Genomic DNA, 25,278 nt, shown 5'->3' on the forward strand with positions numbered 1-25,278 from the left:
GTCAGAATTGCTCAAGAAAGTTTCGCACATTTTGAACAACCGTTTTGGTATCTGGCGCTTGCAGGACGGGCTCCCCGCCGGGACGTGCGATCATGATAACGGGAATTTTCAGGTCACGTGCGGCTTCTATTTTCGCAAATGTTGCTTTGCCACCGCTGTTCTTACAGACAATGACATCAATCTCGTTGCGTTCGAGAAGTTCGGTCTCGCCTTCGACGCTAAACGGGCCGCGTGCGAACAGCCATTCACCATAAGCCAGATCAAATGTATCGCGCGGTGCATCAACGGTGCGGACAAGAAGCCATGTTTTTTCCAGACCTTCAAAGGCATGCAGGTTTTTCGCCCCGCTTGCGATCAGTGCACGCGTGCCATGGTCAGGCAAAATACGTGCGGCCTCCTCAATCGAATTAACAATGATCCAGTTGTCCTGTTCAGTTTTCGCCCAGGCAGGTCGATGAAACTGGATGCAGGGCATCACAACGGCGTGGCAGGCCTTGGCAATGTTGGCTGATATTGCGGTTGCATAGGGGTGGGTCGCATCAATGGCCAGATCGATTTTTTCGGTCTTGAAATGCGCGATGATGCCTTCGGGCCCACCAAACCCCCCAATCCGCACGGGAACACCGTCGGGTATGCTCGGTGCACTGGTCCGCCCGGCAAGCGAAAGCTGCAACCGGATATCCTGACCAAATTCGTGTTGCAGGCTGCGTATAATTCGGTTTGCATCCCCGGTTCCGCCGAAAATAAGGATATGCATCGGGCGTTTGGCGGATCGGTGACGCGGCATAAGAAATGACCTTTTTGGTTTTGGCCCGAAATCGGGCTTTGCGGGGTCTGTCGGAATAGACAGACCGAACGTATTTTATTTTTTCACAGACGGTCGGAATGTGTCGAAATCACCAGGACTATGGCGGGCGATGATTTTACCATCGCGATCGGTGATGACAATTTCGACCACAGTTGCGCCATCAAGCGTCGCGCGTGCGGACTCGCATGCTTGGCGCGCAATCGTGTCTGCAATATCAACGTTTGCTGCCTGACATTGTTCCAACACCTGTTTGGCGGTATTCGCCGTTCGGGTGGCGTCCTGCAACATCGCGTCACCGCCGCAGTGCTTTACGGTCTGTGCCAATCGGTCGAAATCAACCTGTGATCGACTGCTGTGCAAATCGAGATGCCCCTGGGCCAGCTTGACCAGTTTGGCAAAGCCGCCAGCAATACTGATATGCTCGACCGGATTTTTGCGCAGGTATTTCAGCATACCACCAACGAAATCACCCATATCAAGGATCGCCTCGTCTGGCAGGTCGTAAAAGGTGCGAATGGCGGCTTCCGACGTTTTGCCGGTCGCTCCGGCAACATGGGTGCGGCCCGTGGCACGCGCGACATCGATGCCGCGATGGATCGAATGGATCCATGCCGAGCAGCTAAACGGAATGACGATCCCGGTTGTGCCAAGTACCGACAATCCCCCGACAATACCAAGGCGCGGGTTCCACGTTTTGGTGGCGATTTCCTGCCCGCCCGGAATGGAAATTTCGATTTCGACATCGGGGCTTACGTTAAACTGTTCGGCCAGATCGGTAATTTGGGCGATCATCATTTCGCGCGGTTTTGGATTGATTGCCGGTTCGCCCACGGGTAACGGAAGGCCCGGTTTGGTAATGCGCCCAACCCCGTCACCGGCGTGAAACGTAATGCCGTTGCCCGGTTTGCCGTGGCGCAGGGTTGCGATGATTTCCGCCCCATGGGTTACATCGGGATCATCACCGGCATCCTTGATCACACTGGCCCGTGCCCAGCCATCGCCGGTTTCGGCCTTCACCAAGGCAAAGGACGGGGTTTCCCCACGCGGCAATGTGATGGTGACCGGATTTGGAAACTGACCAGACAACATGGCCTGCCACGCAGCACGGGTGGCGGCGGTGGCACAGGCCCCCGTTGTCCATCCTTTGCGCAGCGGTCCATCAGGTTTTCTGGCCATCAGTCGGATTTTTTCCTGTTAATCACGTCACCGTACCCTTTATTGATGGCACGGGCAGCAGATGCTGCGAACAGAATTTTTCTATTAAACATAATTTTTTGTGTTGTATTTAGAATAATACGAATTTCTGACGGAAATATGTTGGACCTATCGTCTGATTATTGTTTAACATATCTTCTTGATGCGGTCCTGCACAGATGGGGCTGATTGGCTCGAACAAAAGTAATGCGTAATGACTAAACTTGGTCTTGATTTTCCGGTCTTTGAACCGGGTTGGGTTTGGCTGGTTGGGGCGGGTCCGGGTGATCCGGGCTTACTGACGCTTCATGCTGTCAATGCCATGCAACAGGCCGATGTGGTTGTCTATGACGCATTGGTCGATGAGCGGATTCTGAACCTTTTGCGACCTGACGCGCAGCGTGTTTACGCCGGTAAGCGCGGCGGTCGTCCGTCGTCCAAGCAAACCGACATTTCACTGCAACTTGTTGACTATGCCAAAAAAGGTTTGCGTGTCTTGCGCCTTAAGGGCGGTGATCCGTTTGTTTTTGGGCGTGGCGGCGAAGAAGGCATGACCCTTGTCGATCATAATGTGCCGTTCCGGGTTGTGCCGGGCATTACCGCCGGGATTGCCGGTGCGGCCTATGCCGGGATTCCGACCACACACCGCGATTGCAATTCATCGGTGACCTTTGTCACCGGTCATGGGTCAAGCGGCGATGTGCCAGATAACATCAATTGGGCCGCGCTGGCGCAAGGATCGCCGGTGTTGGTGATGTATATGGCGATGAAACACCTGCGCCGGATTTCAGCCGAGCTGATGGCCAATGGCCGTTCTGGCGATGAACCACTTGCGGTGATCAATCAGGCCACCACACCTGCACAGGGTATTTTGATTACCACCCTTGCCAAGGCCGCTGACGATGTTGAACGGGTGGGGGTTGAACCGCCTGCGGTTTGTATCCTTGGTAAAGTGGTTGGCCTGCGTGATCGCCTGAACTGGTTGTCCCCGCAAGATGACGTCAAAGAGGTCCGGACTGTGCCGTTCGAGCAGATTCTTGAGTTAATCTCGACCCCGGCGGATCCGCAAAAAGACTAGGTCCTGAGCCTAATGTAGTCAGCCTGCGTCGATTCCCTGTCGCGAATTGATCTATATCCTTGTTGGCTGTATCGCTGATTGTCACAATCATATCCACCGAATGAACCGGGATGGATCATGGACGAACAGCAAATACTGATCCGCATCCTTGAAAGCGGCTGGGCACAATGTGCGCAAATCCTGCAAGATGAAGGCGGGGTGCTTTTGACGGCCTTGATTGCCGGTCTGGTTGGCAGTGTGACCCATTGTGTCGGCATGTGCGGGCCGTTCGTCATCAGCCAGGTCACCAGTCGCATGGAGCAACTCCCCCTCGAAAAAATGAGCGAGTTTCGCCGCCTGACCGGGGCGGCTTTGGTGCCCTATCAGCTCGGGCGCATCACCACCTATGCCGTTCTGGGCGGTTTGGCGGGCTTTTTTGCCGATAGTGTGTCGGTTCTGGTGCAGGTTTGGTGGATTGGTCCGGTCTTGTTGGTACTGGCCGGTGTGTTCTTCTTGGTGTTCGGGATCATGGGGCTGGTGCCACATCTGGGCGGGTTGTTGCCCCAAACATCTGGCAAGACTGGCGGGGACTGGTGGAACCATTTGATCGGGAGGCACATTCGTCCCCTTTTTGCCGCACCATTTGGGCTGCGGGGGTATCTTTTGGGATTGATGCTGGGGTTTATCCCCTGCGGACTGGTGTATGGTGCGCTTGTGCTGGCCGCGGCGTCGGGCGGCGTGGCAAGTGGTGCCATGGTGATGGCGGTATTTGGTTTTGGCACGGTGCCGATGCTGTTTGTTACCGGGTTTGTTGGCCAATATGCCGCCGGGCGGTTTCGCGCATTGATGGTGCCTGTTGGACGCGGATTGATGATTGTTAATGCACTCATCCTGTTTGTTCTGGCATCACAATCCTTTGGCTAGGCAGATTTCGAACAACAAATCCCTGAAAACCTGAAGATGTCTGGCCAAGTGTGAGCTGTCGCACAGCTGTGATGCTTGCATGATTACAAAGGGCATTTATAGTGCCCGCACAGTTTTGAATGCTTCTCGTGGCCGCGCACGGGCCACAGAAAAATGCACGGAAAGAGGTAAGGCGCATGAGCAAAAAGACGCTTCTGGCTATTCTGGCGATTGCGCTGGTACTCGGCATTGGTCTGACCTATCGCCTGATGATGATGGGTTCAGAAACGCAGTCATCAGGTGCGGCTGCCATCGGTGGGCCGTTTGAACTGGTCAATCAGAACGGTGATACGGTCACCCAGCAGGATTACGCTGGAAAATACATGCTGATTTATTTCGGCTATACGTTCTGCCCTGATGTTTGCCCGACCGAATTACAGGTCATGGGCACGGCACTGGACATGATGCCAGAAGAGACTGCCGCCGATGTGACCCCGATCTTTATTTCGATTGATCCGGAACGCGATACGATTGGCGCACTTGGGGCCTATGTCCCGCATTTCCATGATCGTATGGTGGGCCTGACCGGCACAGTTGCCCAAACGTCCGAGGCGGCAAAGGCTTATCGCATCTATTACGCCAAATCGATCCCGGAAGGCGAACCGGAAGATACCGATTCTTATCTGATGGATCATTCGTCCTTTGTCTATTTGATGGGCCGCGATGGTGAATTTATTCGCCACTTTAACTACGGTACCGCGCCCGAAGATATGGCCAAGGGCATCACCGAAGCCGTCAAAAGCAACGGGTAAGCCAGATCAGACGGGGTGGTGTGGGGTTTGCGCGATGAAGGCCGGAGTACTGTTAAATGCATGACAAAACATCCGGCGTTGTGATTGCCGCCCCGTCGTCAAACAGTGGCAAGACCGTGATTACGCTGGCAGTGCTGCGTGCGCTCAAACGTCAGGGGATTGCGGTTGCGGCGGCCAAAACCGGACCTGATTACATTGATCCGGCCTTTCAGGCGGCGGCCTGCGGGACAAGTTGCATCAACCTTGACCCTTGGGCGATGGACCGCGATCAGCTCAACTCCCTTGTTATCCGTCACCTTACCGCACAGCATGACAAAAATGCGTTTGTGGTGTGCGAAGGGGTGATGGGGCTGTTTGACGGGGCCGCCAATGGTACCGGATCAACGGCCGATCTGGCCGCAATGATGAATTGGCCGGTTGTTTTGGTGGTGGATGTGAAGGGGCAATCGGCATCTGCCGCAGCCCTGATTTCCGGGTTTGCCACGTTTCGCGATGATACCCGCATTGCCGGTGTAATCCTCAACCGGGTTGGCAGCGACCGCCACAAACAGATGATTGTCGATGCCTGTGCCAAATACCTGCCCGATATTCCGATTATTGGTGCCGTGCGCCGCAGCCCAGATCTGACATTGCCGGAACGTCATCTTGGTCTTGTGCAGGCCGGTGAACACGATGAACTCGACGGGTTTCTCGACCGGGCAGCGGATATCATCGCCGCCGACGTTGATCTGGCAGCCTTTCGACGATTGGTAACACCGTCAGTTCTTGCAAAACCCTGTATTCCGGGTGTTGACGGTACATTCGCGGACGTTCCGCCCTTGGGGCACCGTATCGCGATTGCGTGCGATATGGCGTTTGCCTTTTCCTATGCTCATCTTCTGGATGGCTGGAAGCTGGCCGGGGCGGAGTTATCGTTCTTTTCCCCGCTAAATGATGAAGCCCCGGACCCGTCAGCCGACGCGATTTATCTTCCCGGCGGATATCCTGAACTTTTTGCAGGCGAACTGGCCCAGGCAACGCATTTCAAATCGGCAATGCGCAAGGCCGCCGAGGACGGTGTTACAGTTTACGGCGAATGCGGTGGCTATATGGTACTGGGTGATCGGCTGATTGACGCTGATGGCTACAGTCACGAGATGCTGGGACTTCTGGCGGTTGAAACCAGTTTTGCCGACCGAAAGCTGCATCTGGGCTACCGCGAGGCGGTTCTGACACAACCGACACCGTTTGGCCCAGCCGGGACAGTTTTGCGTGGGCATGAATTTCATTATGCCAGCACGCTTTTGGAAGATGGCACGCCGTTCTGCCAGATGAGCAACGCAATGGGTAATGTCCTTGGGCCGGCTGGTTTGGTCCGGGGCACTGTGTTTGGTTCCTTCTTTCATGTGATTTCCGCACGCGTGCAAGGGGCTTAGGGGCAGGACCTCGTTTTGCATTTGGGCATTTTCCCTTATTGTCGATCCTGTCGGATGTGATAAGCAGCGGCCTTGATGGACGCGAAGGGTTTCCAATATATTGGATGGCATCTTTGCCGATGCGAGAGAGACAATGACCGATAAAGATATGGCAGCACGATCCGACAAACCGTTTTGGGAAGTTAAGACACTTGCCGAGATGACCCAGCAAGAATGGGAATCGGTGTGTGATGGGTGTGGTAAATGCTGCCTGCATAAGCTTCAGGACGAGTATGATGATGCTGTCTACTATACGTCGGTCGCCTGTCGCCTGCTTGATTGTGAGACTTGCCAGTGCAAGGATTACCCCAACCGGACGCAACATGTTCCTGATTGCGTGCAGCTTTCAAAGGAAAATGTCGACACACTGGGGTGGATGCCGTCAACTTGTGCGTATCGGTTGCTGTCCGAGGGCAAAGGCCTTCCTGATTGGCATCCGTTGGTGACGGGCGATCCGAAGTCACCGATCAACGCAGGCATGTCTGTACAGGGCATGTGCATCCCCGAAGAAGAAGCTCATCCTGATCTGACCCGCTATATCGTGAAATGGCCGGCGTAAGGTTCCAGTTTCTAGTGTTTCTCCGCGACTGACAAAGCATCATCAAGATGTCTGGAGCGCGATCATCACAGTCCTGTTTTGTTGAGCGACTCCCGCATATTGCGATCGGTTCAGCACGATAAAACCGTTCGCGACATCTGTGTTTTCTGTCATTTCCACAATGGTCAAACATCATATTCTGCAAGTGGTGGGTCTTTGCCATGTATTGCAGGATTCTGATTAAGCATCTGGATGTGTTCTGAAAACATCAACCGATGCGAAAACAATCCGATGATTAAGGCCAAATTTCACCACTTGGTAGATCAGTCCTGCGCAATTGCCAGTTGAACTATTCAAAGGTATATGTTTAATTTTCTGATCAATTGCTCTGGGAGTGGGCGATTGATAAAATTTGATCCGAATTATTTCTTTCGTCGTACGATGTCATGAAGAGAAAATAACGGTGCGGTGTAAGGCCCTAAATTGGGAAATTTTCTTACATTACATGTGTCGGTAAATTTTGACAGGTCATTGAATTAAATTGCAAATTTTTGCGCCGGTAACGTTGGTAGCACAAAAAATGCTTTGAGGTTTGGACAAGACGATGTGTCGCCGAGCGCAAAATTTCTCCCGCAGATAGGCCATGGTTATGTTGCCTGAGTCTGAGTTCGTGGAATTGATTCCGCGAATTTTTTGGTTCCGGCAATGAATCTTGGTGGTGATGATTTTACCGCATCCCTCAAAAGGATAGGTAAGTATATAGGTGCGCATGATCGCGCAATTTCGAAAGGTTTTAAGAGTGGTACTTGGTTTTTTAAACAGCGGTAAACGTGCGCAGGCAGAAGAACAGGTTGCTGCAGCACTGAGCCGGTCGATGGCGCGTATTGAATTTGACATGAATGGTCAAATTCTGACTGCGAACGATAATTTCCAGAAAGTTATGGGATATGGACTTGATGAAATTGTTGGTAAGCATCATTCGATGTTTGTGCCCGAAGAAATCACCAATACGGCTGAGTACAAGTCGTTCTGGAAGAAGCTCGGCAGCGGTGAATTTTTAAGCGGTGCCTTCCCGCGCAAGCGCAAAAATGGTCAGTTGCTGTGGCTGGAATCGACATACAATCCGGTGTTTGACGGCAAGGGTAAGTTGATCAAGGTCGTCAAGTTTGCCAGCGACATTACCGAACGTCGTAATGAACGTGCGCTTCTGCAAAGTGTGTTTGAGGCGATTAGTTCGTCGCAGGCGGTGATTGAGTTCGATCTGGACGGCAATATCCTGAATGCTAACGAAAACTTTCTGTCGGTGATGGGCTACAGCCTTGATGAGATCAAAGGCAAGCATCACAGCATGTTTGTGCCCAAGGAATTTCGGAACACATCGGAATACCGGTCATTCTGGCAAAGCCTTAATCAAGGCAAGTTTCAGGCGGGTCAGTTTAACCGTGTGGGCAAGGGCGGTAAGGAAATCTGGATCGAGGCAACGTATAACCCGGTGCTGGATGCGGTCGGAAATCCAATTAAGGTGATCAAATTTGCCACCGATGTTACCGAACAGACCAAATTGCTTTTGAACCTTAAGCAAATGATCGACGGAAACTTTGCCGAGATTGACAGTAACATCAACGACCTTAATCAGCGCACTGTTCAAAGCGTTGATGTCTCGAACAATACCATGGACATCACCCAGGCGGTGGCGGCGAGTGCGGAGCAACTTGCCGCATCGATTTCGGAAATCTCGCGCAGCATGACGCAGTCGCAAAGTGAAACCGAACGGGCATTTGATCAGACCGAAACCGCAAATGAAATGACCGAGCGCATGTCAAATGTGGTCGATCAAATGGGCAGCATCGTCGAAGTCATCCGCAATATTGCTGGTCAGATTAACCTTCTGGCGCTTAACGCGACGATTGAAAGTGCGCGTGCAGGCGAGGCAGGTAAAGGGTTTGCCGTGGTGGCCAACGAGGTCAAGAACCTTGCCAATCAGGCCGCCCGTGCGACCGAGGACATTTCACAGGAAATTTCCGGTATCCAGTCGATTTCAGCCGAGGTTGCCGGTGCTCTTCGGACCATTCGTAGCTCGGTCGAAACCGTGCGCAACGATGTGACCAATATTTCCTCGGCAGTGGCCGAACAAACGACTGTGACCGATGGGGTCAGTGCGAACATGCGTGATATGGCCAGCACGGTCGAAGACCTGTCACGCAACCTCGAATCCATCCGGTTGACCAGCGATGCCGTGGCATCATCGGTCAATAAAACCCGTGAGGCTGCAGAAGTCCTTGCACGGTGATCGTGTAAGGCATTGCGCCTGAAAATGTGACATTGATCACATTGAGTGGATTTGACCAAATTCGCGAAAAAATAGAATTTAGAACCCTTTAAGCGATTTAGTTGCTTTTGTATCGCGGTTCACACGGAAGCTGAACTCTGAATTCAGTTGAATCAACCATTGGTATATTTTATCCTAGCCTAAGGTATAGTTTTTATGGGTCAGATGATCACCTCGTTAGGGTAGGTGCTTCAAGTCAGAATCCATAATGATGAACAAGTTCGAAGGGTAAATTGTAATGGCTTTTGGTTTGAATAGCCGCGCTATGCGCGGACGTGCTGGATTGCAGCTTCTGGATGCACTTGGTCGTTCAATGGCCATGATTGAGTTTGATCTAGATGGCAAGATCCTTAATGCGAATGAGAACTTTTTAAAAACGATGGGCTATACCCTTCCCGAGATTGTGGGAAAGCATCATTCGATGTTTGTGCCGCAATCGATTGTAAGTGATCCGTCCTACAAGGAGTTCTGGGGCAAACTGCGTGCAGGTGAATTTGCATCAGGTGCTTTTCAGCGGGTGCGCAAGGATCAGGAAAAGGTCTGGTTGGAGTCAACCTATAATCCGGTTTTCGATGATCGTGGAAAATTGACGAAGGTGGTGAAGTTTGCGTCTGATATTACCGCACGTCGAAAGGAAAATGCGGTTAAGGATGGAACCCTGAACGCGATCAACCGTGCTCAGGCAGTGATTGAGTTTGACTTGCAGGGCATTATCCTGACTGCCAACGAGAACTTTCTGTCGGTGATGGGCTATAAGCTTGAAGAAGTTGTTGGCAAACATCACAGTATGTTTGTCGACGGGAACTACAAAAACAGTCATGAATACAAAGAGTTTTGGGAAAATCTGCGCAAAGGCGAATTTCAGGCTGCGCAATTTAAGCGCATCAGTAAAAGCGGAAAAGAAATCTGGATTGAGGCGTCTTATAATCCGATATTTGATCAGGACGGTAACCCGTTCAAGGTTGTCAAATTTGCGACCGATATTTCTGAACAGGTAAACCTTCTGGGTGAGCTCAAGACGATGATTGATACCAATTTTGGTGAGATCGATCAAAATATCGGGCAACTTGATGCTGCAGCAAGCAGTGGCGCATCGTCAGCAGAAGAGACCTCCGCAACTGTGCAAACGGTTGCAGCCAGTGCAGAAGAGCTTGCCGCATCAATTGCGGAAATCTCGCGGAGCATGATGCAATCGCGTGATGAGACCCAGCGTGCGTTTGAGCAAACCCAGAATGCCAACAGTTCAACCCAGCGCATGACAGAAGTTGTTTCCTCGATGGGTAACATTGTCGAAGTTATTCAGGGAATTGCCGGTCAGATTAATCTGTTGGCTTTGAACGCGACGATTGAATCTGCGCGTGCAGGAGAGGCAGGCAAAGGGTTTGCCGTCGTGGCCAATGAGGTCAAGAACCTTGCAAATCAGGCCGCCAAGGCGACGGATCAGATTTCTGCAGAAATCGCCGGTGTTCAGAGCATTTCAAACGAGGTCGTTGAGGTGTTGGAAAAAATCAGCGGTTCAATTGAAATTTCTCGTGACAGTGTCACCAGTATTGCTTCTGCGGTTGAGGAACAAACGGCGGTTACAGATGGCGTGTCGCAGAACATGCAGACAATGGCTGTTGCTGTTGAAACACTCTCGACCAGTATTTCCGATATCACCAGCATGTCGAGTGCCGTCGGGGCTTCGGTCGAACGTACACGCAAAGCTGCGGAAGTTCTTGCGCGGTAAGGTGCACCGTCACAGCAAGATATTGTCATTATTACAGAGCGGTGCCGAGAGGTGCCGCTCTTTGTGTAATTATGTGACAAATTAGCGATATAAGGCTGGCCGATTTCAGAACCACTTGCGTTGTTTGCGAGGAAGTCGCAAAAATAGTGATCATGATCTAATATGCTTTCACCAACGACGTGGGAAATGGACGGTAGGGGCAATGACAAGCGACCATCTGCGCATTGATGTTCTGGGCGTTGGCGAAGCGTTTGATCCGAATTACGCAAACTCATCTGTTGTGGTGACAGCAGACGAATACCGTTTGCTGATTGATTGTGGGGCGACGGTTCCCGGATTGGTGATGGGAAAATATCCTGACCCTGATGCGATAGACGCCATTTATTTCACCCATATGCATCCTGATCATGTTTTTGGTTTAGTGCCGGTGATGTTGAACTGGCGTGATGATGGCCGATCAAAACCATTGCATATTCTGTGCACGCCGCAACTGCGCAGCCATCTGGAAAAGCTGATGGAGTTGGGCTTCACCGGACTGGGATCGGCATGGCCGTTTGAGGTGATTTGGCATGCACTTGCCGATACCACCAGCATCGGTCCGTTTGAATGCCGTTTTGCCCGGTCCGATCACAGTGTTCAGAACCATGCGATTTTGTTGCGCTTTGCCGAGAAGGGGTTTGCCTATTCCGGGGATGGCAATGTAACGGCGGAAACCGCCGCACTGTTTACCCGTGCCGACCTTGTGTTTCAGGAAACCTATTTGACCAAACATGATCCGCAACATTCTGCACACTGTGATCTTGAAACGGTGACGCAACTGGCATCTGATATGCCCGGCGCACGTTTCTGGCTGTATCACATCAAGCGCGACGCCCGCGCGGAGATCTCCAGAATTGTCGGGCACAATGATCAGGTCCGCATTGCCGTACCCGGTGAGGTGATTGAAATTCGATAGGGTCGATCAATTGCACGGTGCGCATACGACAAAAGGCAGCCCGGTGGCTGCCTTTTAACATTTGTTCGTGTTGCTTTAAACTCAAGGCGATTGCGACTGCCCTGGTTTACGCCTTAATCAGTGGACCGCGCGCGGTTCCATATCATGCTGGCGGATTGCTGCATTCGCGACAGCGTGGCTGTCAAAGGATGCGATGTGCGTGCCGTCCGCAGTGAAAACACCAAAAACCATTTCTTCGCTGTCTTCTTCGTTGCTTGGGACTTCGCGGACATAGGCGAAATCATGGATACCAAGCATGGCGAAATCAACATTCGACAACAGGCCGGTGTCTTGCGCCCCGCGTGGGGTACTTTTCGGGCTGAGCTGTGCAGTGCGGTCTGTCATTTGAACCACTCCTTATTAGGCATCGCTGCTTTTGTTGGCGGCTTTGCTGTCTTCTTCATCCACTTTCATGTCGATTGTACGCGATGATACGGCTTTCTTCTTGTTTGACCCAATGGCGATTTCACGCACCACCGGTTCAGGAATAGGCCGGTTCAAATCGACATGAAGCAATCCATTATCCAAATGAGCACCAACGACTTCTATACCTTCTGCCAGCACAAAGGAACGCTGAAACTGTCGTGACGCGATACCGCGGTGGATATAGATACGCTCATTGTCCTCTTCGGTGTGCTTGCCACGAATAATGAGCTGGTTGTCTTCTGTGGTTACAGACAGATCGTCTTCGGCGAATCCGGCAACTGCAACGGTAATGCGCAGCTTGTTTTCGCTGATCTGTTCGATGTTGTAGGGCGGATAGCCTTCTGCCTTGGTTTTCGAAACCTGATCGAGAACGCGTTCAATCTGATCAAAACCCAGCAATAGCGGGCTGTTGAACATGGAAATTCGTGACATTTGCAGCACCTCCTCCGTCAGAGCGAGTGTGAGTAGTGGTCAGACCCCACGCAGAATGCGTTTTTGGGCGCCTGTTTGTTCGACCCGATCCTATCGGCACCGAACGGTACTTTATATTCGAATAAATGTGGTTTTCACCGAAATAGTCAAGTGTTGCCTGTATCAAATGGCTTGGAAACGCTGCATTGCGAAACCCGATATGTCGGTTTGTCAGGTCGCCATTGCGGGCTTCTGGTCCTGTCGCGTCATTGCCCCGGTTAAGTCTGGCATGGCATCAAGGGCATAATAGGCAACAGACTGATCCTTACCGCGCAGTGCGACTTCATGAAGCACGGCATTCTCGGGCAAGGGGATCGGTCCATGATCAAACAGGGTCTTTGAAATCACCAATGGAACGCCATGCCCCTTTGTCTGTGCTTCAAGCCGTGCCGCGGTATTGATGGTGTCGCCAATCGCACTGATGTTTTCGCGGCCAGGTGGACCCATTTCACCCACAATTGCCTTGCCCATATGAATGCCAATCCCGATCCGCAAGGCATGGGGAAGTTCTGATTTAAGATGGTCATTAAGCCCCTCGATCCGGCGCAACATTTCGGCCGCCCCTTCAAAGGCATTCAGGATCATGCGTTCGGTATCGTCGCTTTCATGGCCATAAAGCGCCATCAGTCCGTCACCGGTAAATTGCGCGTAATAGCCGCCTGTGCTGCGCAGTGCCTCGGTCATTTCGGCAAAAAACTGATTGAGGATGAATAATACGTCATAGGGCATTTTCATCTCACCCAGCCGGGTCGAATCGCGCAAATCAATAAACATCGAGACCACTTGACGTTCGCTGCCCGACAGCCCGCCGGGGCGGCGGCCATCGCGGGCCGATGCGTTTGGTGCCATCAAGGGTACAACTGCCAGATCGTTCTGCGGTCTGATTTGACAGGCCAGACGCATGCCGTGGGGTGCCTGAATGCTTTTAAGGGCTGCGGCTTCGATCTGGCCGGGCTGGGCAAGCTGATCAAGACCTGATCCGCAATGCAGGCGGCATGTCGTACAGCGACCATGCCCACCACAGACCGATGCCATCGCAATGCCAGCATCGCGCAGCGCCTCAAGGGCTGTGGCTCCCGGGGGAACGCGGATTGTGCGGCCATTTGGCAAATTCAATATTGGCCCGCGTTTGACCCGGTCAATGGTTTGGCGTACTTGGCGCACGACAAAGGGGGCGACGGCCAGTGCGATGGTCAGGATGATACAGGGGATTAATATCTTCTCGTAAAAGGCAATAGCCGCATCGTTGACATTGGCTGCTTCAAGCACACCGAAAACATACTTTCGGCCACCTTCTTCGACCCGGCGCATGATCTCGGCCGCGGCGGCACCATATCCGGCAAGTGACAGGGTCGGAATCAGAATGGCAAGCGTGCCCAAAAGGTTGCGCCATTTGGGATAGAACGGTTTAACCCGGAGCCAGAAATGAATGCCGATACAGCCATGGGTCCAGACGACAATGACGGTGATGGCTTGCAGGATCCCCTGACTGGGCAGAAATACGGCCAGATCAAGCAATACCCGCTCATAGGGTGATTCAACGTCAAATCCCAGATCAATGATGCGGGTTGCAATGATATGGCGAAACAGAAGAAACGGGATGCAAAGCCCCAAGATCATCTGCGCCCATTCCGATTTACGCAGGCGCAGCGACCGGCGGCCGGTCAGTCGGCCCGTGGCCAAGATGAAATGGGTGACAAGTGACACCAGAAGCAAAATCTCAAGCGGTGGGAACTTCCAGATTCCGGTGCTAAAAGCAGACGCCGTTTCCATAAATTCCGGCGATATGATCCCCGCTGCATGATTAAGCAGATGGGTCAGGACATAGGCAAACATTGTCAGTCCTGAATACAGACGCAGGTTCTGGATCATCTTGTCGGGTGCTCGTGTCTGTTGTGTGTTGCCGTGCGCAAAGGGTCTTGGATGGTCAATGTTTGCTGATGAGTGTGCATCAAACCATGAATTTGCCAAAAGCGTACAATACTTTTGGTTGATAAAGCGTTGAACGAAAACGGTCATGAAAAAAGCCACCAACGGATGCTGATGGCTTTTAGACTCAGGATCAATATCTCGACGGCAATCAGGCGGCGTTTTGCACGCGCTTGCGGGTCATGAATTTGACAATTGATTTGGCAAAATCGTTACTGCTGATCGGTGTTTCAAGCGAGTCCATTGCCGTCTTATGCACATCATCTGGCAGCAGGTCGGACCGCATTTCGAGAAGCGCCTGTTCATAAGGGCGCATAAATTCCGGATGCGGCTGGATCGATGCGGCATTTTCACCATATTGCAAGCCGGCGTAAGGGCAGAAATCCGACTGTGCCCAGACGGTCGCACCTTCGGGCAGTTCGACGACCTGATCTTGATGGAACGCATTAATGCGCATGGTGGGCGCACTGTCGGACAGCCAGTCATTTTCGCCTGTTGTCACAGCATATTCATGAACACCAACGCCCCACCCCTTGTCGGATTTGACGACTTTGCCGCCAAGGGCGGTCGCGAGGATTTGGTGGCCAAAACAGATACCAAACACCGGAAGCTTGGCCGAGACTGTGTCGCGCAGGAACTGTTGCAGTTCGATCATCCACGGTGCGTTTTCATAAACGCCGTGCTTGGACCCGGTTATGATCCAGCCATCTGCATCGTTGATTGATGCCGGAAACTGGTCTTGCAGGACGGTCCAGGTTTCAAAAGTGAGACTGGGGTCAACCGCACCAAGAAGCGCTTCGAACATGCTTGGATAGCTTGTGAATTCTTCGCGAAGTTCTTCCGGGGCAAGCCCGGTTTCAAGGATACCGATTTTCATGCAGAACCTTCTTGCACTTTGGTGTGGCGCTTATCAGCAGGTATGAGATTTTAGCGCCAAAGACAAGTCCGATCCTGCGAGATTTCAGACAATTTTTAACCAGAAATGCGAAACCACCCTGCTTTGGGCCCGGGCGGTTGCACGGTCTGTCGTCACTTGGGTCTGTACGTGCCGTTTAGGTCAGGCGGCTAACACGGCAGATGACCATCCCGACCAGCATCGCAGCGACGAAAATGATGGTATCGGTTTGACCAAACGCCAGCGCGCTGATCGCAGGTCCCGGGCAATAGCCGACAAGCCCCCAGCCAGTGCCAAACAGCAGGCCCCCAACGATAAGCTTTCGATCAATTCTGCGATTGGTTGGAAGCCCCATTTTGCCACCACACAATGCGTTGTCGCGGTTCTTGGCAAACTGGAAAAACGGTATGGCGACGATCAATCCGCCACCCATAACAAAGGCAAGGCTCGGGTCCCAGCCGCCATCGGCGATGGCCCAGATATCAAGGAATCCAAGAACCTTTTGCGGGTCAATCATGCCGGAAATATAAAGCCCCGCACCAAATATCGCACCGCATAACAAGGAAACAAAAATACGCATCACAGGCCCCCGATCAGATGGCGGGTGACAAGCACGGTTACAAAACCGGCCCCCATAAAAGATAAGGTGGCAACAAGCGAACGCGTTGAAAACCGCGACAGACCGCAAATGCCATGGCCGCTGGTGCAGCCACTGCCAAGTGTGGTGCCAAAGCCAACCAAAAGACCGCCAATCACAATGATTGGCATCGGGCTTGTGACCAGGCTGGTGGCCGTGATCGGGGATGCGATCAGCAAAAGAAATGGACCGGCAATCAATCCGATCACAAAGGCAAGCCGTTCAAAGGTTGCCGAACCGGCGTCATTGCCGCCACGTCCAAGCAAGCCACCAACGATGCCGCTGATCCCGGCGATGCGGCCATTGAGCAAAAGATACATGCCTGACGCCAAACCAATCAGTCCACCGCCAATCAAAGCAGAAACGGGTGTGAAATTTTCCATCTCGATATCCGTTGTGAAATTTATTTATATTAAAATATGCGCAATAATTAATTTGTCAATTTTAAGAGGAAGTATTGAGACTAAAAAGTAAGAATTCCGAGGCACCAAAGGGCGCTAAAATACTGTGTGTGTTATCCGCCTTTGCCGATGATTTATTACCATCTTGCCAAAGCTCGGAAATTGGCAGATATAGCGACATACGGTTGAGGCGCCGCGTGCATTGTGCTGCGGTCTTTTCGGATTTCAAAATAGAGATGAGCACAGATCGTCTGTTGGCCAGTCGGCGACTTGATGTTGCCCTGGCCTTGGTTGCGCAGGGCGATTACGCTGCTGCTGCCGAAGTGGCACAAGCGGCAATTTCGGCTGATGCAAGGTGGGACGAAGCCCACTTTACCCTTGGCGACATCTATGAGCGCGCGGGTGAGGCCGAAAACGCGATTGAGGCGTACCGTCAGTATCTTATTCTTGATCCGATTGACCGTATGGGCGGTGAAGTGCGCCTGACCCTTTTGGGGGCGGCTGCCATGCGGGACCGTTTGCCGCCTGACTACGTGCGCGCATTGTTTGATGACTATGCGCCGCGCTTTGAAATCAGCCTGCGCGATCGCTTGTCCTATCGTGGTCCGGAACTGTTGTTTGAAGCCGTTCGCGAGCAACTCGATGCGATGGCAGGCCCGATTGAGGTTCTTGATCTTGGCTGTGGTACCGGGCTTGTCGCAGAAGTCTTTGGCGGGGCGGTCGACATGATTGATGGCATTGACCTGTCACCCCGCATGATCAACCGCGCACAGGCCAAGGGCCTGTATCGGACCTTGATTGCCGGGGATATCACCGCAATGCCCGATGAACTTGGGGTGGGTTATGGTTTGGTGGTGGCAGCCGATGTGCTGAACTACCTTGGTGATCTTGCGCCAGCGTTACGCGCGGCACATGCCCGTATGAAGCCGGGTGGCCTTATGGTCTTTAGTCTCGAACATGGGGATGTTTTTCCCTATGACCTTGGCCCCGGTCAGCGGTTTCGGCATCATGAACGCGCCATGGATGAATGGCTGCGTGAATGCGGCTTTGCTGTTCTGTCTGATACATACGGTACATTGCGTCAGGAAAAGGGAAGCCCGGTTGAAGGTCGCATCATGGTGGTCAGGGCAACCGACGGGATGGATCTTTTGGCAAGTGATGTTGCGCAATTGCGCGAACAAGACCTGCTGGTCGCGCAAACGGTTCATTGATCCGGCCCTTCGAAAAGTGCGCCGAGACATCTTAACCCGCAGCCTTTGGCAGCGGGTTTTGAGTATGGGTTTAGACCCTAGTTCTCGATGGGGATTCCGCGAATGACGCTGACTTCGTGATAGAGATCGACGTGCGGGTCTTTTTCGATCAAGCGCTGCGCGTCCGTGGCTGAAAGCGGGTGTGTGCCATCCGGGTCAGCATAGAATTTGCAGACAAGCTGTTTTTCAAGGTCGGTTCCGCATAGGGCCTTTTCGAGGGCTACAAAGAACGAAATATCTGTGCCGACATGTTGGTGCACGATTTTCGACGCCAGCTTTTCAGGACGATATCCATTGGCCTCAAAGCATTCGAAAATGATGTCTGATCCGATGCGGCACCCGAAATTCATCACGACCTGTGCCTTGGGTGCATGCTGACGAATGCGGCGCAACAGTGCTTCGTTCAACCCCAGCCCAACAGAGTTGTAGGGATATTCGTCAAAAGCGGTCCACGGGTAATAATGCGCGATATGATCTTCGGCTTGTGTCTCCGCGCCGTCCGGAAGTTCGACAGATTGTGCCTTTCGGAAAGCTGTCAGGCGCAGGTCATTTGGTTCACCGACTTGCGGGATGCAGGCAATCACAACATCGGTCTTGGTGATTTTGCTACGTGCGTCGTCCGTATCGATAAGGCTGACGCTGCCGTGGACGGGCTCAAAATGTTCGGCGTGTTGCGGCGATAAGCTGCGAAGATTGCGCTCGGCCAGCATGACAAGACGCGGGTCAAGATCGCTGCCGTACGCACGCGCCGCGCCACAGGTGCGCAAAATAAATGCGAGGTTCACACCCGTGCCAACACCGACCTCATAGACGATTTTTCCCTTAAGGTCGGCCCGTTCAAGCCCTGCCTGAAAAGTCTGTGTCCACGGATCATCTGGATCGAAGGCGAAATCTGGTGCCTCGGGTTCTGTGCCTTGCTTTCGATGACGTTCGGCGGTGTCGTTGGCAGGGTCTTCAAACATAATGCTTCCTGTTGTGTGCGCATCAACCGGTCGTGGGTTGAGGCGGGAAAGTGATCGTCATGGGCGAAACCACCACATCGCACAGGCATAAAGGCGTAGCGGACCCTTGCGGCTGTCAGCGATGGCCGACAGTCCTGTGCCGAAACGGCCGATACGCAAGAACCTTGTTTTCGTCGCGGCCAAATAGCCACGACGTGACGCCTTTGGCGCGTCTAAAATGAAAGTTTGGCCGGGGTCTATGCCCGGCACAGGCGGGGCTTGAAATTGTCTTTAATTGATGGTCGCAAACTGGCGAAGATTGCTTGCCAGTTGGACGTCGTCAGCCAGTTCGCCAAGCGAAACAGACAGGCGTGCACAATCGCAGTCCGAGCCAACCAGAACATTCAGTGGCACATTGCTGTCTTTCCGTCCAATGAGCGCCTGCATGATTCGCAGGACAGTCGGGGCTGGGGACAAACCGTTGCAATCGATTGTGTTTGAGTCTTGCATGCCATGTTCTCCTTGTCTGGCGAGTAGGAACGTCGGCGAACCGCCCAAAGACGGTGGTGTCATGTCGGTGCGGTTAATGTTCCTTCGCTCCGACGGAGCCACGCAAACAGGAACACGTTCGACCAATGTGCAAACCCCGGTCAAATGGCAACGTTGGCAGTGGATATCTCGTGTGACAGGAAACCCTGTCATGTCACTGCTTTGCCCACCGGGCGGTCATAAAGGCCAATTTTGTCAATTAACCCGTTTTGGTTTTAAGCTCTTGCGCATTACACCTGCCGTGCGTCGGTACAAGGTGCTGTATTCAAATGCGATAGATTTGGAATCTGCGTTTTTCAGATGCTCCAAACCGGCCCCAAAACATGCCGATATGTGATCGGCCTGACCGTTGTTGAGATCAATGGTATGGAGGTGCTGGGTGGGTGTCAAGGACGTATTTGATTACAATTTATGCATCACAGTAATACGATTAAATTTTAATCATTCATGACCCATGGTCACGTCATGCTCTGCGGCGTACAAAATAACGGGCGCGCTATGTTGCGGCGCACCTATCTTTCCTGCGGAGTTGGGTGCAGAAAAATTACCAGCGGGTTTCAGGGCCTAGTCCCGAAAGCCCCGATCAAGTCGATCAGCAAGGCGCATCTGTGCGTCCCATTCAAGAAGCAGGTCGCCATCGTCATAGGCCATCTGGCCAAACTGTTCGGATACCCGCTTTATGATTGCGTCATCGATTTTTTTAAGGGGGCGGCCCATGGACAGGGCTGATTCCTGAATTTCGCACGCCCGGTTGAGATAAAACATGTTGGAAAACATCTGTCCGGCGGTCTCGCCAACTGTCAGAAGGCCATGGTTTCTAAGGATCAGGGCGACGTTGTCGCCAAGTGCGTCAACGATCCGGCCGCGCTCGTCAAGGTCAAGTGCGATGCCTTCATAGTCGTGATAGCCGACCTGGCTGTAATACTGCAGCGCGATTTGGCTCAGCGGCAGCAGCCCCTCTTCAAGGCATGACACTGCGAATCCTGAACGCGTATGTGTATGCATCACCCATGCCGCACTGTGGCGACCCATATGAACCGCGCTATGGATCGTGAATCCTGCCGGGTTTACCCGGTGTGGCGAGGCGTCGATTTTATTGCCATCGACATCGATTTTAACCAGCGATGAGGCGGTAATTTCCTCCCACATAAAACCATAAGGATTGATCAGAAAATGCCCCGGCTCATCCGGTACGCGTGCCGAGATATGGGTGTAGATGGTATCGGTCATCTTGTAATGGGCGGCAAGCCGGTAACAGGCGGCAAGTTCAATGCGGGTCTGCTTTTCAGCGTCGCTCATCGGGGCTTTTGCTCCGGCTTCTTTCTGATTAGCACTTTGCATTTTGTCCTCACCTGATTTGATCAAACGGCTTTACTCTTTGATATACACTTGTTTAACTGAGGTTGGAGCATTTGCGCAAACTTTCTTTGGGGACTTTTCTTTATGACGACCGCTGAGCGGATTTATGGTGTTCTTTTAAGCGAAACGATGGATCTAAAAACGTATTATTCGCTCGATTTCGGGGGGGCGGCCGCCGACGTTTGTCTGCTGAACCCTGACGAGGTCACCAACCCCGAAGACATTCGTTTTGCAGCATGCTGGCTGCCCGGACCAGATGCCTTTGCGCCATATCCCAATCTGGAAATGGCGATGTCGGTTGGCGCGGGTGTTGATGCGTTGCTCAATCATCCTGGACTTAACAAAGACGTCGCAGTTTGCAGGGTCCGCGATCCGCATCAGGCCCACTTGATGGCAGGTTATGCGGTGCATGAAGTTGTTCATTTTGAACGTGAGTTTCCCCAAATGGCACGCAATCAGGTGGCGGAAAACTGGGATCCTTTGCCAATCCGCGCCCCTGCCGACCTTAAAGTTGTGGTGTTGGGAAATGGGTCGATGGGGGGCGCCATTGTGCGCGCACTTGTGGCGGTGGGATTTGCGGTATCCGTCGCCTGTCGCCGCCCGCCAGAGGACCCGGTTGCGGGCGTTACCTATTTCACTGGGGATAATTCCGTTGCCGAATCGGTCGTGGGCATGAATGTGGTGATCAATACCTTGCCCCTGACAACCCATACTGAAAACGTTCTGAACGCCAACTTATTTAACAGGCTGGCCAAGGGAGCCTGGCTTGTGCAGATCGGTCGGGGCGAACATCTTGCGGAGGCAGATTTTATCGCCGCCCTTGAGAGCGGACAGCTGAGCGGCGCAACTTTGGACGTATTTCGCACCGAACCCCTGCCAGCCGACCATCCATTCTGGCAAGATCAGCGGTTGCGCATCACCCCGCATATCGCAAGCGACACGATGCCCCATATTGTCTCTGAGCAGGTCTTGCTCTCTGCCCGGGAATTACTGGCGGGCGCGCCGCTTAGTCTGTCGGTCAATCCGGCGCAGGGCTATTAGAATTGCGCCAGCCTTGATCATTCGTTTTAATTAATCAATTGTATAACAAATAGCAGATCGACACGCGACCCGCACGCCACTCGGAAACAGGTGATGAGTAGAAAAACTTTCCAGCGTCTTTCCCTTGATGACCGCCGCCGTTCTTTGATGGAGGCGACACTGACATGTGTTGCCCGCCATGGGCTGCATGGTGCGACCGTGCGTCGGATTACCGAAGAAGCCGGGGTGACGGTGGGCTTGGTGCGCCATTATTTCGGCAATAAGGACGATATGATCCGAAATGCTTATGCCTATCTCGTCGGCCAACTCACCGCACAGGCCAGCGAAAGTGCAAAACACACGGTGGCGTCCCCTGAAACACAGTTGGCCCGGTTCCTGCGCGCAAACATGACAGCACCCAATATGTCCGAAGAAAAAGTATCGCTTTGGGCGACATTTATCGGGCGCGTCCGTCATGATGCAGACTTCGCGGAAATCCATCGTGACGGATATCGCGAGTTCCTCAATGTCCTTGAAACCTTGATCGAGCCTGTTCTGATCAACCATCAACGCCCCCACAGTATTGCCGCCTGCAAGCGCCATGCGATTGCACTGAATGGTTTGATTGATGGTTTGTGGATGGAAGGAGCCTTGAATTCCGGCCTGTATGGTCAGGATATTCTGCCCGACTTGGTGATCGAGGCCAGTGAACGCCTTTTGGGAATTCCGTCCGGCGTGCTTGCCAATGCTCAACCGTCCCAGCAACCACAAAGTGAAGTCTCATGAGATATGCCGCAATTACCGACCGTCTCGCCGAACTTGGGGGTGCGAAATGGGCTGTCCACAATGCCGCGCGTGACCGCGGGGCAGCGGGCGAAAAAATCATCGAGCTTACGATTGGCGAGCCCGACATTCCGATTGATCCGGCCTTGATCGACGCGTGCGAAGCCTCCATGCGGCGCGGTCGCACCCATTATTCCAATGGCCGTGGCGAAGATGGGTTGATCGGTGCCATTGTCGATAAATACAAACCCTGCTGGCCCGATATCACACCGGACAATGTCCTGTGCTTTCCCGGCACCCAGACCGCCCTTTATACCGTGATCACCGCATTGGTCGATGCGGGGCAGGGTGTTCTTGTCGGCGATCCGTACTATGCGACCTATGCCGGGATTATCCGGGCATCGGGTGGGGTGCTTCAACCCGTTCCGCTGGGCATTGAAAATGGCTTCATCATGCAGCCGGGTGACCTGCGTGCGGCGGTCACCAAAGACAGCCGCGTTTTGTTGCTCAACACCCCGCACAATCCATCTGGTGCCTTGCTGGATCGCACGACACTCGCTGACCTTGGTAAAATTGCCTGTGAGCATGATCTCTGGATTGTCTGTGATGAGGTTTATGAGGACCTGATTTTTGACGGCACCTTTGCCTCCCCGCTTGAAATCGACGCATTGCGGGGTCGCACAATTGTCGTGTCCTCAATCTCGAAAACCTTTGCCGCCACAGGGTTCAGAAGTGGCTGGGCGGTTGGCCCGGCGGAACTTTGCACCAAGGTTTTACCGATTTCTGAAACCATCCTGTTTGGCAATCAGCCGTTTATCGCCGACATGACCGAGGTGGCGTTACGTGGCAATTTCGATACTGCCGCACGGATGCGCAAAAGTTATGCTGCCCGCGTCGATCTGATCGAAACCGAGCTTTCCGGTTGCCCGCACCTCAAGCCCGGTAAGGTATCGGGGGGCATGTTTGCCATGATTGATGTCGGTGCGACCGGGCTTGACGGTGAAGCATTCGCATGGGGCCTGCTGGATGAGCAGAAAGTCGCCGTCATGCCCGGCGCATCCTTTGGTGAAAACGCCAAAAACCTGATCCGCGTGGCCCTTACCGTACCTGATGAGGACCTTCGCGAAGCCACGCGGCGCATTCGGGCGTTCGCCGAAGCAAAGTCATAGAAAGAATTACTCGGGGTCTGATCTATGACTTTGGCATGTCACCCCGGATGATATAGGCCAGTGCATCAACCACTTGCCCAGGCTCGCGCGCAACACCGTTGGCGGCAGCGTCAACTTCTTTAAGGGCGTGATCATGCTCGGTCGGATGCAGCGTAATATACGGGATGCCCAGGGCCGCCGCCTGGCCGGCATCAAAGGCGGCATTCCATTGCTTGTATTTCTCGCCAAAGCGGATGATCGCGATGTCAGCACCGGCCAGTAAGCTCTTGGTGCGCATGGCGTTGAGCTGCGCGCCTTTACGGTCATGCCAGAACTTGTTGTCCTCAGGGCCAAAAATGGCGACCCCGCAATCATCTGAATCTTCATGCACCGTGATCGGGGCAACCAGCTCCACCGGAAGGTCCAATGCCTTAACACCCGTCTCGATACGTTCGCGCCAGTCGCTGTGGATTTCGCCTGACAAATAGACGGTCCAAACCATGCTCATCGTGTTCTCCCTGTTTGATTATCGTGATGGGGTGAACTGCCCCACTGATGTGCTGGTTATGCATGCTAGTGCATCATCGGCATTTCTTCCATGGGGTGGGGGAAACAGATGCCAGTCAAATAAGCCCTGAAACGACAAAACCCGTCGCCAAAGGCAACGGGTTTTGAATGGTGGAGCCGATCAGGATCGAACTGACGACCTCTACAATGCCATAAAACAGAAAGCCCAGCAAATCAGCGGGCTTGAGGCAAAAACTGGCGGAAAGCCGGTTCCAATAAAATCAATAACTTATGGACCGTCCGAAATTGTTTCGTGTGCATGTTCACGAAACGGGAACGGTGTTGTTTTGTCTGGAGGGTTCGTTCATGCCCTCTAACAGTATTTCCCTCAAAGGCGGTTTTCTATCTCTGGAACGCACGTCTGGCGTTTCTGATGAATATGCCCTGACAATCCATTTGAGCCATACGCAACTGGCCGAACTATTCGGCCCGGTGATTGACGTCAAAAGTCTCACGCTGGAAGCTCAGCGGGCCAAGGAAAAGGCACAGGAACGAGCAAAGAAAGCTCGGGAGCAAGCCTTTGATGAACAGATCGCACGAACCATTTCCCTTGGTCGTCAGTTCGAAAACGCGACCAGAGCGTATGTCGAAGATGGTTTGACGGACATAGAGGCCGTTGCCCTTGTCGCTCATGAAATGTTCGTCACTCAGGATGAGTTGCGTCGTTGTCGCCAGTTTGCCCGAAAACATGATCGTCGTGAGCGCGATGAGAAGATTTTCAAGCTCTATAAAGCTGGGAAATCCAATGCAGCAATCGCCAAGAAAATGGAACTGCATCCCGTCTCCGTTGCACGTGTCATCAGCGTATTGAAGCGTCGAAAAGAGCAATCAGGAGGTGCCAAATGATGCGCACTACCGTTGCTTATTCGCTCCATCAGGTGACCGGAGCCGGGTCAAGAGGCTTCTCGGGAGACCGCGCTTTAGCGCGGCGGAAGCCTCTTGACGCGGTTGCGGTTGCCATAGCGTCCCGCATGGGTGGCAGGAAAGAACACGAAGCGAAGCGCAGTGTTCCTTCTCCTGCAACCCTGCCCGTTGGCGAAACGCGGGGGTTTGGGGGCAAGGCCCCCGATACAGCATTCACCAC

25 protein-coding genes are annotated in these 25,278 nt (G+C 53.0%); 13 read left to right on the forward strand and 12 right to left on the reverse strand.

What is annotated here, in order from left to right; translation table 11 throughout:
• Position 1: 1 nt before the first annotated feature.
• Together AMM48_RS21090 and AMM48_RS21095 are read right to left on the reverse strand one after the other, a co-directional pair.
• A complete protein-coding gene (locus AMM48_RS21090) occupies positions 2 to 787 on the reverse strand; it encodes a cobalt-precorrin-6A reductase (protein WP_102785680.1) in 786 nt (261 codons plus the stop codon).
• A gap of 75 nt (positions 788 to 862) precedes the next feature.
• Positions 863 to 1,984 carry a cobalt-precorrin-5B (C(1))-methyltransferase gene (locus AMM48_RS21095; protein ID WP_102785681.1) on the reverse strand — a complete coding sequence of 374 codons (1,122 nt, stop codon included), beginning with the start codon at positions 1,982 to 1,984 and terminating at the stop codon, positions 863 to 865.
• A gap of 232 nt (positions 1,985 to 2,216) precedes the next feature.
• Between AMM48_RS21095 and cobA the strand changes: the two genes are divergently transcribed.
• From cobA to AMM48_RS21135, 8 genes are all read left to right on the forward strand, one after another.
• The gene (cobA, locus tag AMM48_RS21100; protein ID WP_102785682.1) at positions 2,217 to 3,080 is read left to right on the forward strand and encodes a uroporphyrinogen-III C-methyltransferase; all 864 of its coding nucleotides are present in this window, start codon (positions 2,217 to 2,219) and stop codon (positions 3,078 to 3,080) included.
• 117 nt (positions 3,081 to 3,197) lie between these two features.
• Positions 3,198 to 3,983: a sulfite exporter TauE/SafE family protein gene (locus AMM48_RS21105; RefSeq protein WP_102785683.1), complete on the forward strand. Its 786-nt coding sequence runs from the start codon at positions 3,198 to 3,200 to the stop codon at positions 3,981 to 3,983.
• A gap of 176 nt (positions 3,984 to 4,159) precedes the next feature.
• Positions 4,160 to 4,774 (forward strand): SCO family protein, encoded by a 615-nt coding sequence (locus tag AMM48_RS21110; protein WP_102785684.1) that lies wholly within the window; start codon positions 4,160 to 4,162, stop codon positions 4,772 to 4,774.
• Between the two features lie 56 nt (positions 4,775 to 4,830).
• A complete protein-coding gene (locus AMM48_RS21115) occupies positions 4,831 to 6,189 on the forward strand; it encodes a cobyrinate a,c-diamide synthase (protein ID WP_102785685.1) in 1,359 nt (452 codons plus the stop codon).
• A 133-nt stretch (positions 6,190 to 6,322) separates the two neighbouring features.
• The gene (locus tag AMM48_RS21120) at positions 6,323 to 6,787 is read left to right on the forward strand and encodes a YcgN family cysteine cluster protein (RefSeq protein ID WP_102785686.1); all 465 of its coding nucleotides are present in this window, start codon (positions 6,323 to 6,325) and stop codon (positions 6,785 to 6,787) included.
• A 778-nt stretch (positions 6,788 to 7,565) separates the two neighbouring features.
• A complete protein-coding gene (locus tag AMM48_RS21125) occupies positions 7,566 to 9,056 on the forward strand; it encodes a PAS domain-containing methyl-accepting chemotaxis protein (RefSeq protein WP_244271338.1) in 1,491 nt (496 codons plus the stop codon).
• Between the two features lie 277 nt (positions 9,057 to 9,333).
• A complete protein-coding gene (locus AMM48_RS21130) occupies positions 9,334 to 10,824 on the forward strand; it encodes a PAS domain-containing methyl-accepting chemotaxis protein (RefSeq protein ID WP_102785688.1) in 1,491 nt (496 codons plus the stop codon).
• Positions 10,825 to 11,026: 202 nt separating this feature from the next.
• Entirely contained in the window at positions 11,027 to 11,779 is a 753-nt protein-coding gene (locus AMM48_RS21135) for an MBL fold metallo-hydrolase (protein ID WP_102785689.1), read from the forward strand.
• Positions 11,780 to 11,896: 117 nt separating this feature from the next.
• Here the strand turns inward: AMM48_RS21135 and AMM48_RS21140 are convergent, their stop codons facing one another.
• The 6 genes from AMM48_RS21140 to AMM48_RS21165 form a co-directional block, all read right to left on the reverse strand.
• Positions 11,897 to 12,163: a DUF1150 family protein gene (locus AMM48_RS21140; RefSeq protein ID WP_022734017.1), complete on the reverse strand. Its 267-nt coding sequence runs from the start codon at positions 12,161 to 12,163 to the stop codon at positions 11,897 to 11,899.
• 15 nt (positions 12,164 to 12,178) lie between these two features.
• Positions 12,179 to 12,676, reverse strand: a complete 498-nt coding sequence (locus tag AMM48_RS21145; RefSeq protein WP_102785690.1) for an Hsp20 family protein — start codon at positions 12,674 to 12,676, stop codon at positions 12,179 to 12,181.
• Between the two features lie 210 nt (positions 12,677 to 12,886).
• Positions 12,887 to 14,587: an adenylate/guanylate cyclase domain-containing protein gene (locus AMM48_RS21150; RefSeq protein ID WP_102785704.1), complete on the reverse strand. Its 1,701-nt coding sequence runs from the start codon at positions 14,585 to 14,587 to the stop codon at positions 12,887 to 12,889.
• Between the two features lie 208 nt (positions 14,588 to 14,795).
• Positions 14,796 to 15,521, reverse strand: a complete 726-nt coding sequence (locus AMM48_RS21155) for a gamma-glutamyl-gamma-aminobutyrate hydrolase family protein (protein ID WP_102785691.1) — start codon at positions 15,519 to 15,521, stop codon at positions 14,796 to 14,798.
• A 175-nt stretch (positions 15,522 to 15,696) separates the two neighbouring features.
• Positions 15,697 to 16,119 carry a DUF6691 family protein gene (locus AMM48_RS21160; protein WP_102785692.1) on the reverse strand — a complete coding sequence of 141 codons (423 nt, stop codon included), beginning with the start codon at positions 16,117 to 16,119 and terminating at the stop codon, positions 15,697 to 15,699.
• Positions 16,119 to 16,559, reverse strand: a complete 441-nt coding sequence (locus tag AMM48_RS21165) for a YeeE/YedE family protein (RefSeq protein ID WP_102785693.1) — start codon at positions 16,557 to 16,559, stop codon at positions 16,119 to 16,121. The genes AMM48_RS21160 and AMM48_RS21165 overlap by 1 nt, the downstream gene beginning before the upstream one ends.
• Before the next feature lie 254 nt (positions 16,560 to 16,813).
• Here AMM48_RS21165 and AMM48_RS21170 point away from each other — a divergent pair, with 254 nt between their 5' ends.
• A complete protein-coding gene (locus AMM48_RS21170; protein WP_102785694.1) occupies positions 16,814 to 17,788 on the forward strand; it encodes a methyltransferase domain-containing protein in 975 nt (324 codons plus the stop codon).
• A 77-nt stretch (positions 17,789 to 17,865) separates the two neighbouring features.
• Here the strand turns inward: AMM48_RS21170 and AMM48_RS21175 are convergent, their stop codons facing one another.
• The 3 genes from AMM48_RS21175 to AMM48_RS21190 all read right to left on the reverse strand — a co-directional run bounded on the left by AMM48_RS21175 (position 17,866) and on the right by AMM48_RS21190 (position 20,658).
• Positions 17,866 to 18,789, reverse strand: a complete 924-nt coding sequence (locus AMM48_RS21175) for a 50S ribosomal protein L11 methyltransferase (protein WP_102785695.1) — start codon at positions 18,787 to 18,789, stop codon at positions 17,866 to 17,868.
• Between the two features lie 270 nt (positions 18,790 to 19,059).
• Positions 19,060 to 19,278 carry a hypothetical protein gene (locus tag AMM48_RS21180; RefSeq protein WP_102785696.1) on the reverse strand — a complete coding sequence of 73 codons (219 nt, stop codon included), beginning with the start codon at positions 19,276 to 19,278 and terminating at the stop codon, positions 19,060 to 19,062.
• A 603-nt stretch (positions 19,279 to 19,881) separates the two neighbouring features.
• Complete coding sequence (locus AMM48_RS21190) at positions 19,882 to 20,658, reverse strand: class II aldolase/adducin family protein (RefSeq protein WP_102785705.1); 777 nt, start codon at positions 20,656 to 20,658, stop codon at positions 19,882 to 19,884.
• A 102-nt stretch (positions 20,659 to 20,760) separates the two neighbouring features.
• On the opposite strand from AMM48_RS21190, the gene AMM48_RS21195 reads away from it, so the two are divergent.
• The 3 genes from AMM48_RS21195 (at position 20,761) to AMM48_RS21205 (ending at position 23,648) form a co-directional block, all read left to right on the forward strand.
• A complete protein-coding gene (locus AMM48_RS21195; protein WP_102785698.1) occupies positions 20,761 to 21,717 on the forward strand; it encodes an NAD(P)-dependent oxidoreductase in 957 nt (318 codons plus the stop codon).
• A 93-nt stretch (positions 21,718 to 21,810) separates the two neighbouring features.
• Positions 21,811 to 22,482: a TetR family transcriptional regulator C-terminal domain-containing protein gene (locus tag AMM48_RS21200; RefSeq protein WP_102785699.1), complete on the forward strand. Its 672-nt coding sequence runs from the start codon at positions 21,811 to 21,813 to the stop codon at positions 22,480 to 22,482.
• Positions 22,479 to 23,648 (forward strand): pyridoxal phosphate-dependent aminotransferase, encoded by a 1,170-nt coding sequence (locus tag AMM48_RS21205; RefSeq protein WP_102785700.1) that lies wholly within the window; start codon positions 22,479 to 22,481, stop codon positions 23,646 to 23,648. Before AMM48_RS21200 ends, AMM48_RS21205 begins: the two co-directional genes overlap by 4 nt.
• Positions 23,649 to 23,670: 22 nt before the next feature.
• On the opposite strand, the gene AMM48_RS21210 is transcribed toward AMM48_RS21205, so the two are convergent.
• Positions 23,671 to 24,135 carry a YtoQ family protein gene (locus tag AMM48_RS21210; RefSeq protein WP_102785701.1) on the reverse strand — a complete coding sequence of 155 codons (465 nt, stop codon included), beginning with the start codon at positions 24,133 to 24,135 and terminating at the stop codon, positions 23,671 to 23,673.
• A gap of 290 nt (positions 24,136 to 24,425) precedes the next feature.
• Here AMM48_RS21210 and AMM48_RS21215 point away from each other — a divergent pair, with 290 nt between their 5' ends.
• Positions 24,426 to 25,040: a hypothetical protein gene (locus tag AMM48_RS21215; protein ID WP_146030436.1), complete on the forward strand. Its 615-nt coding sequence runs from the start codon at positions 24,426 to 24,428 to the stop codon at positions 25,038 to 25,040.
• Positions 25,041 to 25,278 lie beyond the last annotated feature (238 nt).

The organism is Thalassospira sp. GB04J01 (assembly GCF_000751115.1).
GTDB lineage: Bacteria > Pseudomonadota > Alphaproteobacteria > Rhodospirillales > Thalassospiraceae > Thalassospira > Thalassospira lucentensis.

Coding starts and splice junctions, on each gene's coding strand:
- AMM48_RS21090 (WP_102785680.1), bottom strand. CDS start 787: ATGCCGCGTCACCGATCCGCCAAACGCCCGATGCATATCCTTATTTTC.
- AMM48_RS21095 (WP_102785681.1), bottom strand. CDS start 1,984: ATGGCCAGAAAACCTGATGGACCGCTGCGCAAAGGATGGACAACGGGG.
- cobA (WP_102785682.1), top strand. CDS start 2,217: ATGACTAAACTTGGTCTTGATTTTCCGGTCTTTGAACCGGGTTGGGTT.
- AMM48_RS21105 (WP_102785683.1), top strand. CDS start 3,198: ATGGACGAACAGCAAATACTGATCCGCATCCTTGAAAGCGGCTGGGCA.
- AMM48_RS21110 (WP_102785684.1), top strand. CDS start 4,160: ATGAGCAAAAAGACGCTTCTGGCTATTCTGGCGATTGCGCTGGTACTC.
- AMM48_RS21115 (WP_102785685.1), top strand. CDS start 4,831: ATGCATGACAAAACATCCGGCGTTGTGATTGCCGCCCCGTCGTCAAAC.
- AMM48_RS21120 (WP_102785686.1), top strand. CDS start 6,323: ATGACCGATAAAGATATGGCAGCACGATCCGACAAACCGTTTTGGGAA.
- AMM48_RS21130 (WP_102785688.1), top strand. CDS start 9,334: ATGGCTTTTGGTTTGAATAGCCGCGCTATGCGCGGACGTGCTGGATTG.
- AMM48_RS21135 (WP_102785689.1), top strand. CDS start 11,027: ATGACAAGCGACCATCTGCGCATTGATGTTCTGGGCGTTGGCGAAGCG.
- AMM48_RS21140 (WP_022734017.1), bottom strand. CDS start 12,163: ATGACAGACCGCACTGCACAGCTCAGCCCGAAAAGTACCCCACGCGGG.
- AMM48_RS21145 (WP_102785690.1), bottom strand. CDS start 12,676: ATGTCACGAATTTCCATGTTCAACAGCCCGCTATTGCTGGGTTTTGAT.
- AMM48_RS21150 (WP_102785704.1), bottom strand. CDS start 14,587: ATGATCCAGAACCTGCGTCTGTATTCAGGACTGACAATGTTTGCCTAT.
- AMM48_RS21155 (WP_102785691.1), bottom strand. CDS start 15,521: ATGAAAATCGGTATCCTTGAAACCGGGCTTGCCCCGGAAGAACTTCGC.
- AMM48_RS21160 (WP_102785692.1), bottom strand. CDS start 16,119: ATGCGTATTTTTGTTTCCTTGTTATGCGGTGCGATATTTGGTGCGGGG.
- AMM48_RS21165 (WP_102785693.1), bottom strand. CDS start 16,559: ATGGAAAATTTCACACCCGTTTCTGCTTTGATTGGCGGTGGACTGATT.
- AMM48_RS21170 (WP_102785694.1), top strand. CDS start 16,814: ATGAGCACAGATCGTCTGTTGGCCAGTCGGCGACTTGATGTTGCCCTG.
- AMM48_RS21175 (WP_102785695.1), bottom strand. CDS start 18,789: ATGTTTGAAGACCCTGCCAACGACACCGCCGAACGTCATCGAAAGCAA.
- AMM48_RS21180 (WP_102785696.1), bottom strand. CDS start 19,278: ATGCAAGACTCAAACACAATCGATTGCAACGGTTTGTCCCCAGCCCCG.
- AMM48_RS21190 (WP_102785705.1), bottom strand. CDS start 20,658: ATGCAAAGTGCTAATCAGAAAGAAGCCGGAGCAAAAGCCCCGATGAGC.
- AMM48_RS21195 (WP_102785698.1), top strand. CDS start 20,761: ATGACGACCGCTGAGCGGATTTATGGTGTTCTTTTAAGCGAAACGATG.
- AMM48_RS21200 (WP_102785699.1), top strand. CDS start 21,811: ATGAGTAGAAAAACTTTCCAGCGTCTTTCCCTTGATGACCGCCGCCGT.
- AMM48_RS21205 (WP_102785700.1), top strand. CDS start 22,479: ATGAGATATGCCGCAATTACCGACCGTCTCGCCGAACTTGGGGGTGCG.
- AMM48_RS21210 (WP_102785701.1), bottom strand. CDS start 24,135: ATGAGCATGGTTTGGACCGTCTATTTGTCAGGCGAAATCCACAGCGAC.
- AMM48_RS21215 (WP_146030436.1), top strand. CDS start 24,426: ATGGACCGTCCGAAATTGTTTCGTGTGCATGTTCACGAAACGGGAACG.